The organism is Thermomicrobium sp., assembly GCF_053493975.1.
In genome coordinates this window covers 47,356-62,166 of sequence record NZ_JBRBZA010000040.1, presented here as the reverse complement: position 1 = coordinate 62,166, position 14,811 = coordinate 47,356, and the positions used below count along the sequence as shown (strand labels likewise).

At 63.5% G+C, this 14,811-nt stretch carries 12 protein-coding genes and 1 riboswitch; of the genes, 4 read left to right on the top strand and 8 right to left on the bottom strand.

Features of this window, described 5'->3' with window-relative positions; all coding sequences use genetic code 11:
• Both selB and ACWIVK_RS07430 read left to right on the top strand, forming a co-directional pair.
• Nucleotides 1-1,773 carry a selenocysteine-specific translation elongation factor gene (gene selB, locus ACWIVK_RS07435; RefSeq protein WP_448576011.1) on the top strand — a complete coding sequence of 591 codons (1,773 nt, stop codon included), beginning with the start codon at nucleotides 1-3 and terminating at the stop codon, nucleotides 1,771-1,773.
• Nucleotides 1,766-2,590 (top strand): PIG-L deacetylase family protein, encoded by an 825-nt coding sequence (locus tag ACWIVK_RS07430; RefSeq protein ID WP_448576010.1) that lies wholly within the window; start codon nucleotides 1,766-1,768, stop codon nucleotides 2,588-2,590. Before selB ends, ACWIVK_RS07430 begins: the two co-directional genes overlap by 8 nt.
• Nucleotides 2,591-2,657: 67 nt before the next feature.
• Here the strand turns inward: ACWIVK_RS07430 and ACWIVK_RS07425 are convergent, their stop codons facing one another.
• From ACWIVK_RS07425 to pdo, 7 genes are all read right to left on the bottom strand, one after another.
• Entirely contained in the window at nucleotides 2,658-4,313 is a 1,656-nt protein-coding gene (locus tag ACWIVK_RS07425) for a D-alanyl-D-alanine carboxypeptidase family protein (protein ID WP_448576009.1), read from the bottom strand.
• A gap of 606 nt (nucleotides 4,314-4,919) precedes the next feature.
• Complete coding sequence (gene ribH, locus ACWIVK_RS07420) at nucleotides 4,920-5,435, bottom strand: 6,7-dimethyl-8-ribityllumazine synthase (RefSeq protein WP_448576008.1); 516 nt, start codon at nucleotides 5,433-5,435, stop codon at nucleotides 4,920-4,922.
• On the bottom strand, nucleotides 5,432-6,685 hold the full coding sequence (locus ACWIVK_RS07415) for a bifunctional 3,4-dihydroxy-2-butanone-4-phosphate synthase/GTP cyclohydrolase II (RefSeq protein WP_448576007.1): 1,254 nt from the start codon (nucleotides 6,683-6,685) through the stop codon (nucleotides 5,432-5,434). The genes ribH and ACWIVK_RS07415 overlap by 4 nt, the downstream gene beginning before the upstream one ends.
• Nucleotides 6,682-7,347 (bottom strand): riboflavin synthase, encoded by a 666-nt coding sequence (locus tag ACWIVK_RS07410; protein ID WP_448576006.1) that lies wholly within the window; start codon nucleotides 7,345-7,347, stop codon nucleotides 6,682-6,684. The genes ACWIVK_RS07415 and ACWIVK_RS07410 overlap by 4 nt, the downstream gene beginning before the upstream one ends.
• Nucleotides 7,347-8,492: a bifunctional diaminohydroxyphosphoribosylaminopyrimidine deaminase/5-amino-6-(5-phosphoribosylamino)uracil reductase RibD gene (ribD, locus tag ACWIVK_RS07405; protein WP_448576005.1), complete on the bottom strand. Its 1,146-nt coding sequence runs from the start codon at nucleotides 8,490-8,492 to the stop codon at nucleotides 7,347-7,349. The genes ACWIVK_RS07410 and ribD overlap by 1 nt, the downstream gene beginning before the upstream one ends.
• 92 nt (nucleotides 8,493-8,584) lie before the next feature.
• Nucleotides 8,585-8,734, bottom strand: a riboswitch (FMN riboswitch).
• Nucleotides 8,735-8,756: 22 nt separating this feature from the next.
• Entirely contained in the window at nucleotides 8,757-10,277 is a 1,521-nt protein-coding gene (locus tag ACWIVK_RS07400; protein WP_448576004.1) for a phytoene desaturase family protein, read from the bottom strand.
• Nucleotides 10,278-10,296: 19 nt separating this feature from the next.
• The gene (gene pdo, locus ACWIVK_RS07395; protein ID WP_448576003.1) at nucleotides 10,297-10,998 is read right to left on the bottom strand and encodes a protein disulfide oxidoreductase; all 702 of its coding nucleotides are present in this window, start codon (nucleotides 10,996-10,998) and stop codon (nucleotides 10,297-10,299) included.
• A 490-nt stretch (nucleotides 10,999-11,488) separates the two neighbouring features.
• Between pdo and ACWIVK_RS07390 the strand changes: the two genes are divergently transcribed.
• Nucleotides 11,489-12,328: a DUF72 domain-containing protein gene (locus ACWIVK_RS07390; RefSeq protein WP_448576002.1), complete on the top strand. Its 840-nt coding sequence runs from the start codon at nucleotides 11,489-11,491 to the stop codon at nucleotides 12,326-12,328.
• A 3-nt stretch (nucleotides 12,329-12,331) separates the two neighbouring features.
• Here the strand turns inward: ACWIVK_RS07390 and ACWIVK_RS07385 are convergent, their stop codons facing one another.
• A complete protein-coding gene (locus ACWIVK_RS07385) occupies nucleotides 12,332-13,231 on the bottom strand; it encodes a LysR family transcriptional regulator (RefSeq protein WP_448576001.1) in 900 nt (299 codons plus the stop codon).
• 343 nt (nucleotides 13,232-13,574) lie between these two features.
• On the opposite strand from ACWIVK_RS07385, the gene ACWIVK_RS07380 reads away from it, so the two are divergent.
• Nucleotides 13,575-14,735, top strand: coding sequence for an isocitrate lyase/PEP mutase family protein (locus tag ACWIVK_RS07380; protein WP_448576000.1), 1,161 nt, complete (start codon nucleotides 13,575-13,577; stop codon nucleotides 14,733-14,735).
• The last annotated feature ends 76 nt before the right edge of the window (nucleotides 14,736-14,811 follow it).

Sequence of the window (14,811 nt, the reverse complement as noted above, 5' to 3'; positions counted from 1 at the left end):
ATGACGATCGATCTCGGTTTCGCCTGGATGACGCTCCCGAGTGGCCGCCGACTGAGTATCGTCGATGTTCCCGGGCATGAGCGCTTCATCAAAAATATGCTCGCCGGAGTCGGCGGTTTCGATGCTGCCCTCCTCGTGATCGCCGCCGACGAGGGTCCGATGCCGCAAACGCGAGAGCATCTGGCCATCCTCGACTTGCTCGAGATCAGGCACGGTCTCGTCGCGGTGACGAAGATCGATCTCGTCGACGCCGACTGGCTCGAGCTCGTCGTCGTCGAAATCGAGGAACTCTTGCGCGACACTGCTCTCGCCGGCGCACCGATCGTTCCAGTCTCGGCCGTGACTGGTTACGGTCTCGATGAGGTCGCGCGCGTGATCGACCAGGTGCTCGATGAGGTCCCCCCTCATGCGAGCAGCGGAAAGCCACGGTTGGCGATCGATCGCGTGTTTACCGTCGCAGGCTTCGGCACGGTCGTCACCGGCACGCTGCGGGACGGCGAACTGGAAGTGGGCCAGGAGGTCGAAATCCTCCCCCGCGGCCTTCGCGCACGCGTGCGCGGCTTGCAGAGTCATCGGACGCGGGTCGATCGGGCTCTACCAGGATCACGCACCGCGGTCAATCTGAGTGGCGTCGAAGTCGAGGACCTGGCACGCGGCGACGTTCTCACCCTCCCTGGCTGGCTCCGACCGACGATGCTCCTCGACGCCCGCTTGCGCATGCTGCCCGATGCCCCGGAGCCGCTCGAGCAGAACGACGAGGTCGACTTCTTCATCGGAGCGAGCGAGACGCTCGCCCGCGTGACGCTTCTCGACACCGAACGACTCGAACCGGGCATGGTCGGCTGGGTTCAACTGCGTCTTCAGGAGCCGGTCGTTGCCGTGCGCGGCGACCGGTTCATCATTCGCCGCCCCTCGCCGAGCGCGACACTCGGAGGCGGCATCATCATCGATACGGCCCCGCGCCGACATCGCCGCTTCCGACCAGACGTTTTGCGCGCTCTCGAGCTTCTCGCCTCCGGCTCCCCCGAGGCGCTGGTGCTTCATGTCTTGGAACGCGGTATCGCCGAGTGGCGTGATGTGCTCCAACGGACGAATCTCGACGAGACGACCGCCACGAGGGCTCTCGCCCAACTGATCCAACAAGGGCGGGTCGTCTGCCTGGAGGATGCGGGAAGCACCTCGAACCTGGCGAGCGCACTAGCTGAACGCGGGGTACTGGAGCGGATCACTGCCCAGTTACTCGACCTTCTCCGCGACTATCACGCCCGCTATCCCCTTCGGCGCGGGCTTCCACGTGAAATGGCACGGAGCCGCCTCGGGCTCGCGCCCCGTCACTTCGAACTCCTCATCCACTGGCTCGCGCAGGCCGGCACTGTCGTCCAGGACGACGACGTGCTGCGTCTGCCCGGGCATCGGATCCAACTGAGCGAGGAGCAAGAGACTCGAGCGCGCGCGTACGAAGCTGCTTTGCTGCGTGAGCCGTTCTCACCGCCGTCTCCCAGCGAGTACGGTATCGAGCCGGAACTCGTCCAAGCGCTCGCTGACCTAGGACGCGTTGTCCGCGTCAATGACGAGGTCGTCTTCGCGCCGACTGCTTGGGCGGAAATCACCGAGCGAGTGCTCGCACTGATCGATACCCATGGCAGTGTGACGCTCGCTCAAGTGCGCGATGCACTCGGGACGAGTCGCAAGTACGCGCAGGCACTCCTCGAGTACCTCGACCAACAGCGGGTTACCAGACGGATCGGTGACGCTCGTGTCCGCTATGCGTGAGCTGACCGGTGACGCGATTTTCCTTTCCCCGCACTTCGATGACGTTCCTCTCTCGTGCGGCGGAACAGTCGCCTTCGTCGCCGAGAGCGGACGCAAACCCGTCATTCTCACGCTCTTCGGTGGCGAGCCATCAGGCCCCCTCAGCCCCTTCGCGCAGCAACAGCATCGGTGGCGGAACATGGACGATCGAACGGCTGTCCGACTGCGGCGCGAGGAAGAGCGTGCGGCTGCTACCGAACTCGGGGCAGTGGCACACTGGTTCGATGTCCCGGACGCGATTTACCGCGATGCCCGTTATACCTCGGACGAGGAACTCTTTGGCCCCATCCACCCTGACGATCTGGTACTGGTCGATGAGCTCCTCGATCTCGTCGAAGAGATGATCCGCTCCTGCGTCGACCCTCCGGCGATCTTCGTTCCCCTCGCTCTCGGCAATCATGTCGATCACCAAATCGCTCGTCTGATCGGTTCACGCTTGGTCGAACGAGGTCTTTCAGTCTGGGCCTACGAGGATCAACCGTACAGCGCCACACCTCGCGGCCAGGCCGAACGCGACCGCGCAATTCAGCGTTGGACAGTCGGCCCACCGTGGCTCGTGTTTCTCTCGGAGGAACTCTTCCAGCGACGCCTACGGGCGATCGATCAGTATCGAAGCCAGGTCGCTTTCGTCTTTCGCGACCTCGGCCCATTCGATCGAGTTCTCCGGTCGTATGCGCTGGAGGTCGGACGAGGCAAGCTCGCCGAGCGTTTCTGGGAACTCCAGCCACTTGCCAGCGTCGAGAGAGTGCACGAACGACGGAGAGACGAACAGTCCTGAGTGCTCGTCGGCGAGCGCCAACGATCGCTCGCCGACACGCTTCCCGCCTCACTGTTCTCTATCGAAATCACGATAGTGACGAGCGGAAAAGATCCTGGTGGAGCAGACCTCGATCGCGCTGTACCCACTGCCGGTAGTGCGAACCGATGTTTCCCATCTCCACCTGCCAGCCAGGCGGGTTCGCAGGCGTGAACGTCAGACAGCGCCGTTCGAAACACTGGACGAGGACGTCCTGCAGCACACCCCCGACCGGGATCCTCACCCAGTACGGCTCAGTGATCGGATAACCGACAACAGCGACCCACGGCGAGAACAATGGCTCCTCGCGCAGTCGGTGTCCGGCCCAAACCATCCCACGTTGCTCGAGCCAGTCCGCGAAGAGAGAAGCCACCCCGTGGCCGGTTTCGGCAGAGACCGCCCCGTACCTCACTCCATAGCGAGCCAATGCCGCATCGTGCACGACCGTCCCATCGGGAAGAAGGCGTGCCGTGACAGGTTCGTCGGGCGGCCCAGAGGGGGCAGCGAGCAGTGTTCCCAGCAAGGCATACGTGACGGGATTACCCGGATCACCCGCGACCGCGATCGCCGCTGGCTTCCGCTGGACGTACGCCTCGTCACCGATTTGCTGCCGGCCCGTCAGGAGTTCCCAGGCCAACCGGCCACCAGTCACCCGCCAACGCGCGTCGACAGCACGGTCGGGATCAGTCAGTTCCATCCGACCTTTTTCGTGATAACGGACCAGACGCTGCCCTCCGGGTGCATCGGAGTAGGCTTCCCGCTCGACCGGGCCCAACGCTGGGCCCCAAAGCCAGGTTCGCGTTACGAGCCCTCGTGCGACCGGATCGTCCGTCCGGCGCCACCACCAGTCGAACAAGCGCTCGGCGTCGGCTGGCCCGGTGAACCGATCGAGTTTCGTCCAGCCGTAGTCGAGGAGCTTGGCCGCGTCGTCGTACCAGGCGGCGAGGGTCGAACCAGTCAGGACCACGATCGCTGTCTTGCCTGCCCGCTCGGCTACCTCGATCAAGCAGAGACCCGCATCGTCGGTCCAACCGGTCTTCCCACCGATGACCCCAGGGTAGCGGTCAGGCAGTCGATTGGTGTGCCGCCACGAGAATCCTTCACCGCGATAGCTCGCCGCACCGAATATCTCGACGAAGACCGGATCGGCGAGCGCGACGCGCGTGAGCCGCGCCAGATCGTAGGCACTGCTGACATGGCCAGGTTCGTCCAAACCATGAGGATTGCGAAAAGAGGTCGCTTCCAGACCCAGCTCGACTGCCTTCGCGTTCATCCAGGTGACGAAGCGCTGGCGAGCAGCTGGATCCTCTGCAGCAGGACTTCCGCCAACCGCCCGCGCGATCGCCATCGCGGCATCGTTCCCGCTGCGCAGCAGCAGACCATACAGCAGCGTCCGTAGGGTCACGACTTGTCCAGCCCTCAACCCGGCTGACGACTCGCCGATCAAGTCCTCCGGCACGATCGTCACCGACTGATCCAACGCACCCCGCTCGAGCGCGACCACCGCGGTCATCACCTTGGTCAAGCTGGCGATCGCGACTGGTTGGCGAGCCGCTCGCTCAGCGACGATCCGGCCCGTTTCGGCGTCCATGATGATCCAATGCTGGGCAACGACGTCCGGTACCGAGTCCGCCTCGACAGGCACCGGGATGACGAGCATGACGACGAGAAGACCGAGCACGCAGCAAACGATCCGCCCGGACACCGTTTTCCCCTTCCTCATCGGTTCCGCGCATCGCACCGCCCACAGTTTCCGGGAAAAAGACGAGTCGGAACAAGTGGCGATGGCCTTTTCGAGGGGCGAGGACACGGGTTGCACTGTAGCCCTCCCGTACCCCGCTGTTCCACCGCGATGCGAGATCTGCGAAGAGCAGGGACGCCTTTTACGGTACTCGCCGGGACAGCAACACGCATACCGGCACGTTCGCGCGCGCTCGGCACCCGGCTTTGTCAGGGAGTGCACCAACGCTGCGGCGTGGCGCAGTGCAGGGTGAATACTCCGACACGGTCCGTGTTCACCTGAAAACACTCTCGAACCCGGGTAACCCTTCAAGAGGCATCCCGAACCTGGTCTGGATCAAAAAAGAAACAGTACCCACTCAGCCCAAAGCAGGAACGCTCATGGCCTCATCGTGCTCGAGTCCTCGAGCAGCCTGGGGATCCCGCTGCAGCCTTCTTCGCCGACTGATCGGTCACGCTGCCTCTCCTGCTCGGCAACGCGCCTGCAGCCCGCTCGGGATGTGCTCGAGCCGTTCTCACCGGCCGCCGGGAAACCGGTAGGACTGCATCCATCCAGCATGCTGAGCGGCTCTCACGCTTCGAGCGGCGTCAGAGCGAGGCGATCCAGTTCGGCCAAGACGTTAGCCATCTCGATCGCCACGAGCGCTGCTTCTGCTCCCTTGTTCCCCATCTTGGTTCCCGCACGCTCGACCGCCTGCTCGATGGTGTCGGTCGTCAGCACCCCGAAGACAACGGGGACATTGGTCTGCAACGCCACCTGCGCGATTCCCTTGGAAACCTCAGCCGCCACATAGTCGAAATGCGGCGTGGCTCCTCGGATGACGGCGCCCAAACAGATGACAGCATGATACCGGCGCGATTCGGCCAAACGCTTGGCGACGAGCGGAATCTCGAACGAACCGGGAACCCAGACGACCTCGATCGCTTGGGCCTCGACGTCATGACGCACCAGCGCATCGACCGCACCATGGAGCAATTGCCGCGAAATGAACTCGTTGAACCGACTGACGACGATGGCGAAACGTCGGCCGCGTCCGGTCAATTTCCCCTCGACCACACGGATCGCCTGACCATTGAGCGACATCATCGCGTGCCTCCTCCTGTTTCGTCTCCCACCGCCGCCAGTTCTTCCAGCAATACCAGGTGACCGAGCTTGTCGCGCTTGGTCCGCAAGTAGCGGTGATTGTGAACCGTCGGGGGCAGTTCCAGCGGTACTCGCTCGACGACTTCGAAACCGAGCTCCTCGAGTGCTGCGATTTTGCGGGGATTGTTCGTCAAAAGTCGCAAGCGTTCGATACCGAGATCGCGCAGGATGATCGCAGCCTCCCGATAATCGCGCAGATCGGCCGGGAAACCGAGGTGCAGGTTCGCCTCTACGGTATCCAATCCCATGTCCTGCAGGTGATACGCCCGCAACTTGTTGAGCAGACCGATTCCCCGCCCCTCTTGACGCAGATAGATGACGACGCCGCGTCCTGCTGCGGCGATGCGGGCCAGCGCTGCTTCCAACTGGGGACCACAATCGCAGCGCTCCGAACCGAAGACATCGCCGGTCAAACACTCCGAATGCAAGCGGACGAGCACCGGCTCGTCCCCACCGACATCCCCGTGCACGAGTGCCAGATCGATTTGGTCTCCGCCGAGTCGGCGATAAGCCCGTAGCTGGAACCGTCCGTAGCGCGTCGGCAGCGTCGTCTCAGCGACGCACTGCGCGGGACGCTCGTGAACCAGCCGATAGGCAATGAGATCAGCCACATGAACGAGCGGAATATCGTGTTCCGCAGCGAAACGCTCGAGTTCCGGCAAGCGCGCCATCGTCCCGTCGGCGCTCATGATCTCACAGACGACTGCGACTGGGTACAAACCTGCCAGTCGAGCCAAGTCGACCGACGCTTCGGTTTGACCGTCACGCTCGAGCACCCCTCCGGGCCGAGCACGCAGTGGGAACACATGGCCTGGCATCACGAAATCGGCCAGCGTCGCCGAAGGGTCAGCGAGCTTGCGGATCGTCACCGACCGATCGTATGCCGAGATGCCGGTTGCCACGCCCTCACGTGCCTCGACGGAGATCGTGAAGGCCGTTCCGAAGCGTGACCCGTTCGTTCCGGGCGGAACCATCAGGGGAAGACCCAAGCGATCCACCCACTCCGCTGCCATCGGCACGCAGATGAGTCCCCGCGCCTCGCGAGCCATGAAGTTGACCGCTTCCGGCGTACAGAACTGCGCTGCGATCGCGAGATCACCCTCGTTCTCCCGATCGGCATCGTCGACGATGATGACGAAACGTCCAGCACGAAAGGCCTCGATCGCCCTTTCGACTCGTGCGAAGCGTGTCACGACTCGACCTCCGTTCGCGGACTGACGAATCCAGCCCGGTGCAACGACTCGAGAGACAGAGCACCGCTCGCACCGCGCGCGAGAAACTGCTCGACATACTTGGCGACGATGTCCACCTCCAGATTGACCATCGCACCGGGTCGCTTCCGCGGCAACGTGATGTGCTCCTGCGTATAGGCAACCAGGGAAACCTCGAACTCGCTCGGGAACCGACGCTGCACGGTCAAACTCGCGCCATCGACCGCGATGAATCCTCGTTCGACGACGTACCGCATCGCCTCCGCTGGAGCAGCGATGCGGACGATGAGAGCCGAGCCATCCCGATACATGGTGACGATCCGGCCAACCGTGTCCACGTGACCTTGCACGTAATGTCCACCGAACCGACCACCGACCGGTAGCGCCCGCTCCAGATTGACGAGGTCACCGACCGCGATCCTGCCGAGCGTCGATCGGCGCACCGTCACCGGCTGCAACTCCACCTGGAAACTGTCCGGAGCGAGATCGGTCACGGTAAGACAGACGCCGTCGACCGCGATGCTGTCCCCGAGCCTGGTTCCCTCCACGACGGTGCAACAGCCGATACGCAAGCGAAGCCCACCACCGCTGACCGGTTGGATCGCGAGCACACGACCGATTTCCTCGACGATGCCGGTAAACATCATGCCCCCTCAGGCACCCAAATCGGACGCAATCGCCCCTCGATCACGAGATCGTCCCCCATCTGCCGGATACGAACGCCAATGAGTCGAGGAGCCTCTTCCATGCGTGCCACGCCCTCACCAGCAAACGGAACCGGTGCAGCGGCCCCACCGACCAACACTGGTGCGATGAACGCCACGACCGCATCGGCCAATCCCTGATCGAACAGACTGCCGAGGACTCGACCGCCCCCTTCGACGAGAACCCGGTTGATGCCTCGTTCCGCAAGTACCCGGAGTGCAGCAGCCAAATCGACGCGACCGCAACGGAGAGGAACGAACGCCAACTCGGCTCCTGACTTCCACAAAGCTGCGACCCGCTCCGGCGGTGCAGCCTCGGTGGTGATCACGAGCGTGCGTGCGGGCAGGCGACGGTCCAGCAAGCGAGCCGATGGTGGCGTTCGTGCTCGCGTATCGATCACCACCCGGAGCGGCGAGTGCGGTCCACCATCGCCGGCATCGCGCGGCTCGAGACGAGTCGTCAACTCCGGATCGTCAGCCAAGACCGTCTCGATCCCGACCAGAATGGCGTCGTGCCGATCCCGCAATTGGTGCGCGTAGCGGCGCGCCTCTGGACCGGTGATCCATTTCGAGTGACCGGTGCGGGTGGCGATGTGACCGTCGAGCGTCATCGCATACTTGAGCGTGACCTCTGGCAGCCCCTCGCGCAAGCGCTTCAGGTAGCCGGCATTCACCTCAGCTGCGGCTTCAGCCTCGATCCCGACCGTCACGTCGATCCCAGCCTGGCGCAGGATCGCGAACCCTCGTCCAGCCACTGCCGGGAAGGGGTCGAGAATAGCAGCGACGACACGCCGGATACCGGCGTGAACGATGGCATCGACACAGGGCGGCGTTCTTCCGTAGTGCGCACACGGCTCCAACGTGACGTAGAGCGTCGCCCCACGGGCTCGCTCCCCCGCTCGCTGGAGCGCCACGACTTCCGCATGCGGCCCTCCCGGCGGCTGAGTGCATCCCTCGCCGACCACTTCGCCGTCACGCACGATCACCGCACCCACTGCCGGGTTCGGAGCGACCCGCCCTTGCGCCCGTCGAGCGAGGGCGATCGCCCGCTGCATCCAGTACCGATCCGTGTCGAGTTCCCGCATCACCCTCGCCCATGACGAAGAACCCGGGTGGCAATGCCCCCGGGTTCAGGTTCGGTCGAAGCTCTTCGTTGACCGGTATCGACGACCGGAGCAACGACCTTCTCCCATCCGGACTATACCGTCGGCCCCGGAATTGGCGCTGTCGGCGCCTCACCGGATCCTGCGACCAATGGCCGCTCGCGGGCTTTACCGCCGGTCGGGAATTGGCGCTCCGTGCGCCTCACCCTGCCCCGAAGGTCTTGCACGAACCAGTCTACGCCATGCTCAGCTTGCTGTCAACTCAGCATTCACTGCACTTTTCGAGACCGGTCCTGCGCTGCCGGGCGAGAGCGATCCACGGTCCAAACGATCGAGCCACCGCTCAGCCCAACGAGCCGCCCAATAGCCGCACAGACCGTGAACGCCGCCCCCCGGTGGTGTCGCCGCACTGCACAAGAACACGGCTGGATCGGACGTCCGATACGGCGGCCACGGCCAAAAGGTCGGCCGTGTGAAGAGTTGATCGAGCGTCGGCCAACCGCCAGTCAGATCACCCCCGACCAGATTCGGGTTGGTGCGCTCGAGTTCGCGGGGCGTCCACGCTCGGCGAGCGACGATCCGCTCCCGAAAGCCCGGTGCGAAACGCTCCACTTGCTGTTCGATCGCCTGTGTCGCGTCACCCTCCCATGCCGGCGGCACGTGGCAGTACGCCCAAACGACGTCGAAATCTTGAGACACGCGACTCGGATCAGCGCGAGCGGGCTGCACGAGGATCGCGAACGGTTGCGGTGGCATGCGTCCACCGGCCACTGCCTCCAAAGCTGCCGCGATCTCCTCCCAGCGTCCACCGAGATGGACAGTGGCCGCGAGCGTACACTCTGGTGCGCGCCACGGGATTGTCCCGCGAATCACCCAGTCGATCTTGAACACACCCGGTCCCGGGCGGAAGCGCGCGAGTTGCCAGCGATAGGCTGAAGTGAAGCGTGCGCCGGCGATCCGGAGAACCATCCGCGGACTGACGTCCAGGATAAGGGCGCGAGACGGTGGGAGATCTTCGAGTCGCTCCACTGGCACACCATACCGTACCGAGCCACCGAGCTGTTCGAGTTCACGCACCAGCGCTTCCGCCAAACGCTCCGTACCCCCCGCGAGCAGCGGCCAGCCGACGAGGTGCCCGCACCCGGCGAGAATCGCCCCGAACGCCGCGGAGGGTGGTCGACCGAGTGGCAACGTGCTATGCGCCGCGAGACCAGCGAACAATGCCCGTGCTCGTTCCCCAGCGAAGTGCTCGATCACTGTCCGCGCCGAGCGTACTCCTTCCCGCGCGAAGCGCAGGATTTCCGCGAGCCGCAGACCAGTTCCCGGAAAACGCACCACACCTGGAAGGGGGGAGAGGAGTGCCGCGAGCAACGCCGATCCGCTCGCGAGCCACGGCCTCATCAGTGCTCGATATCTGGCCGCATCCGGACCCAACTGCGCAGCGGTCCGCTCGAGATCACGCCAGAGCAGTACCGCTGTTCCGTCATCGAACGGATGGGCCAGCGCAGCCGGTGACCAGCGCCAGGGGAGGCGGTCGATCACCCCAATGCTTCGAAAGAACGGCGATGCGTGCGCCAGCGGCAAGACGGACGCGCAATGGTCGTGGAGACAGCCGGGAACGATGCTCCGATCGGTACGTAGCCCCCAACCAGACCGTTGCGCCCGCTCTAGCACCAGAACGCGGCGACCATTCCGGGCCAAGGCCAGAGCCGCTCCCAATCCGTTCGGCCCGGCCCCAACGACGACTGCGTCCCAGGCTTCGCGCACGCTCGCTCGCTTTCCAGCCTCAGGCAGAGCTTTCCTCTTCCCCTTCAGCTTGGGCTCGCGCGACCGATTCCACCATCGCGACGAAAGCCGCCTCCGGTCGAGCTCCCTCGAATTCCAGCGACTCGTCGATCACGACCTTGGGAACAGCGAAGACACGATACCGCTGAGCGATGTGCGGAAACTCGCTCACCTCGATCACGTCCGCGGTCACCTTCTCGCTCTCGATCGCCATCATGTGCGCCAACCTGGCGACACCTGGGCAGTATGGACACGTAGGAGTCACGAAGACCTTGATGTGAACCGGCTGTGCGAGTTTGGCGAGTGTCTCCCGGCTCAATGGGGAGAGCTCGGTCGTTCCCCGCGAGACATCGATGATGTCCTCGATCAGCGTCGCGAACTCGTAGCCAGCCGGTACCCCGATGAAGCGGAGCGTCCCCTTGTTCTGCCCCTTCAGAATGATCGCCGGGATCTCTTCGACACCCGCCTCCCGTGCTTTCGCTGCTTCCTGCAAGAGGTCGTACATTTCCAGCGTGATCTTTTCGGACAGTGCAGCGACCTCTTCGAGGAGTTGGTTCGTCTCGCGGCAGGTCGCACACTCGTAGCCCGGAATACGGATCTGGGTCACGCGCTGCGTGAAAAGCTGGATAAGTACCGGGTCTCGCAGTCGTTCGGCGAAGACATTACGCAAGTACTCCTGATCGGCTGGCGAAAGAATCGGCATCGACTACCCCTTTCCAGTACGGAGTGACCCTGTGCGAAGCGTAACCGATGGTCACTGCTCGTGCCAGGCCGATGGATCAGGCGATGATCTGAGGCCATTCGCCAGCGCACCCCGCCCTCGTCCATGGACCATACGCGGTGCGCCTCGATGGTCCTCAGTCCCACGAGCCCGCTACACCTCGATGACTCGACCGCATCGGGAGACATCTCGTTTCTACGCTGGTTTAGGTATCGTTCCCCATCAACGACGAGCTCGAGGCCCGCTTCCGACCACCGAGGCATGAGGCTCTTCGCCGTACTCGGCTCGCGTCGTCGACCTTCGCCTCGCGGGAAGGCACAACGCTGAAACTGGGAGTTCGCTTCGAGCCCGACTCAGGGTGAAAACGACCGATTTCCGCGAGGACCATCGCTGCGCGGGAAGTCGAACGCGGCACAGGGAGAGGCCAGCAGGCAACTGGTCGCTATGCTAGCATGGCGTGTGGGAGACCAGTATGGGACGCTTGCTCATCGGAACCTCGTCCTGGACCGATCACGAAGGCTTCTATCCCGCAGGCATCGACCCCCGCGAGCGCCTGCGTTTCTACGCACGCTATTTCCCGATCGTCGAGGTGAACTCGACCTATTACGCGATTCCCTCGCGTCGCGTCGTCCAAGGTTGGGTCGAACGCACCCCACCCGGATTCGTCTTCGACGTCAAGCCACCTCGGCAGTTGACCGCTACTCCGGAGCAGCCGGGCGGAGAGGCACCGGTTCCCGACGCAGATATCGCGCACCGCTTTCTCGATGCCATCGAGCCGTTAATCACCGCGGGAAAACTCGGCGCGATCACTTTCCAGTTTCCTCCCTCCTATCGCAACACGGAAGAGCATCGCGAGTACCTACGGCTTCTTCCCGAACTCTTCCCGAAGCTCCCGCTGTCCGTTGAATTCCGCCGCCGCGATTGGTTGGACGCTCGCCATGCGCAAGCCACGCTCGAACTCCTCCGCGAGACGGGTCTCAGCTATACGATGGTCGACGAACCGCAAGTCGGGATCGGCTGTGTTCCCCCCATCTACGCGGTCACGAATCCTCGTCTCGCAGTGGTTCGCTTCCACGGGCGCAACGCGGAGACCTGGTACCGGTTCACCGGCAAGACCGGCGAGCGTTTCAACTGGGAGTACCGCCGGGAAGAACTCGAAGAGTGGCGTCCCAAGCTGCTCCGGGCTGCGGCCGAAGCACAGGAGGTTCACGTCTTTTTCAATACCAACTACGGAAACCAGGGACCACGCAACGCGGTACTCCTGATGGATCTCCTCGGCATCGAGCATCCGCCGCTGCCGGGGATCGGCTGAATGTCAGCGCACCTGCAGGCGATACTGCAGAAGGAAGTTCCAGAGCGCATCGGCAGCTGCGGAGGGCGTTCGGCCAGCCCGGCGCACCAGCGACCACCAGCGCCGAACCGGAAATCCCTGGACATCCAGCACGATGAGCCGCCCAGTTTCCACCTCGAGCCCGATCGCATCGCGTGGCATGACCGCGATACCGAGATCAGCTGCCACCGCTTGCTTGATCGCACCGTTGCTGCGCAGTTCCATCGCCACACGAAGGGAAAGTCCCGCTTCGGCGAAGATCCGTTCCATGTCCGCGCGCGTGCCCGACCCGATCTCGCGTACGAGAAACGGCTCGCGCGCGATCTCATCGAGCGGGATCTGGTGACGACGAGCGAGGTGATGGCGAGGAGAAGCGATCACGACCAGCTCGTTGGGCAGAAATTGCTCGATCTCCAGGTCTTGCGGGTCCTCGATGAGTCCCATGATAGCCACATCGGCATCGCCTGCCAACAAACGTTGCTGAACAGCGAACCGGTTGAGCACATCGAGCGAGAGCTCGACCCCGGGATAGGCCCGATGGAACGCACCGAGTGCCTTCGGCACCACATAGATGCCGGCGGTGGTACTAGCGGCGACCCGCACCTGCCCACGTTGCGCACAGCGTAGCTCGTGCACAGCCGCTAGCGCCTCGTCCAGAAGATCCAACAGTCGCTCGGCATAGGGGAGAAGCTGTCGCCCCGCTTCGGTCAGCTCCACACCGCGACCGGTGCGCTGAAACAAGGGAACGCCCAGCACCTGTTCGAGCGACTTGATCTGTGCAGAGACAGCCGGTTGACTGATGACCAGGTCTTCGGCAGCACGCGAAAAACTCCGATGCCGTGCCACGGATCGGAACACCTGGAGCTGCCGGAGACTCACATCCATATAGCTTCCTCCTATACCGCTCATCACAAAGTACTATTGGTAATTATATGCCAATATCGCTATGCTGTGAAGCAGGAGAGCCGAATCGTCGGCGAACGACCGATGCGGGAGGTACCTATGCCTCGGTTGTCGCGTCAGTGGGTCATGACTCGCCAGTACACCGCTCAGTCCCTCATCACGCTCGCAAAAGCTCCCCTCACCGTAGTATCGCGCTGATCCGCTCGGGCACAGCGAGACCCCGCGTGCGCGAGAACCACCACCCCTTCGCCCAGCGTGGATCGCTCGCGACACGCTCAGCATCGTCGGCTCGTCAGTCACGAGACCAGTGAAGGGAGGATTCATTATGTGGTCGCTACCGCAAACTGTGACTGATCCGAACGAACTCCGCGAAACGCCACTCCTTCCCCCTGGGTATCGCGTTCCCGCCTCGCGCTGGATGCACCCGAGCACGCGGCTACGTCAGCTCCTCGAAACCCTCCCTTACGTGTTCGCCCCTGGTGTCTATGACCCTCACGGCGCGCAACTCGTCATGTACTACGGGTTTCCAGCTGTCTACTTCAGCGGCTATTCCTTCGCGATCGGCCACCTGGGCACAACGGATATGGATCTGTATTCCAGCGTGGAGATCGCCGATGCTGCACGCCGCATCGTCGCCGGGCTCCGCAAGTTCCAGCTCACGATGGCCGTCGGCGATCCGGAGAAGGGCCTACCCCCGAAGCATCTCCATATTCCACCGGTCGTCGCTGACATGGACACCGGGTACGGCAATATCTTCAACGTCCAGCGCACCACCGAGCTCTATGTGACCGCGGGCGTCGCTGGCGCCCATATCGAGGATCAGGTGATGCCGAAGCGCTGCGGCCACATCGCCGGCAAGGCGCTTATCCCAGCACAAGAAATGGTCGGTAAGCTGAAGATGATGCGGGCAGTGGCCGACGATCTCGGGAATCCCGATTTCGTCATCATCGCGCGCACCGATGCCGTTTCCGCCGTCGATGCGCCGGAAGCCAAGCGCGGTCTGCCCTTAGCGATCGAGCGCGCCCTGCGCTACCTCGACAGTGGAGTCCCCGATCTGGTTTGGTGCGAGTTCCCGACCTCGGAGCGAGGGCCACTCGAGACGTTCGTCGAGGAAGTCCGCAAGCGCTTCCCGGATGCTCGGTTCGCCTTCAACTGGTCGAGCTCGTTCAAGTGGTTCACTGACCCGAATCCGATCAGCTTCCGCGAACTCGGTGAGATGGGCGTGCGGTTCATCTTCATCACGCTGGCGGCGCAACACGCGATGGGACTCGGCTTCAGCGAGCTGCTCCAGGATCTGGCAGCACGCCAGGAGCGAGCCTACATCGACCTGCAAAAGCGCGAGTGGGCCGAAGGCACCGACTTCCCCACCCGGAGCCACCACTTCTTCTCCGGTGTTCCCTACCACCACCTCTTGGGGCAGGTTTACGACGCGCCTCGGCTGGGAACGCAATTCGAAGAGGAGTTGCCGGAAGAAGCAGTCGTCTGAGTCGGTCTCCTGCCGGGATGCAGGGTTTCCTGACTCTGTATCCCGGCTTTTCTTCGTTACACTAGGGGCGACACTG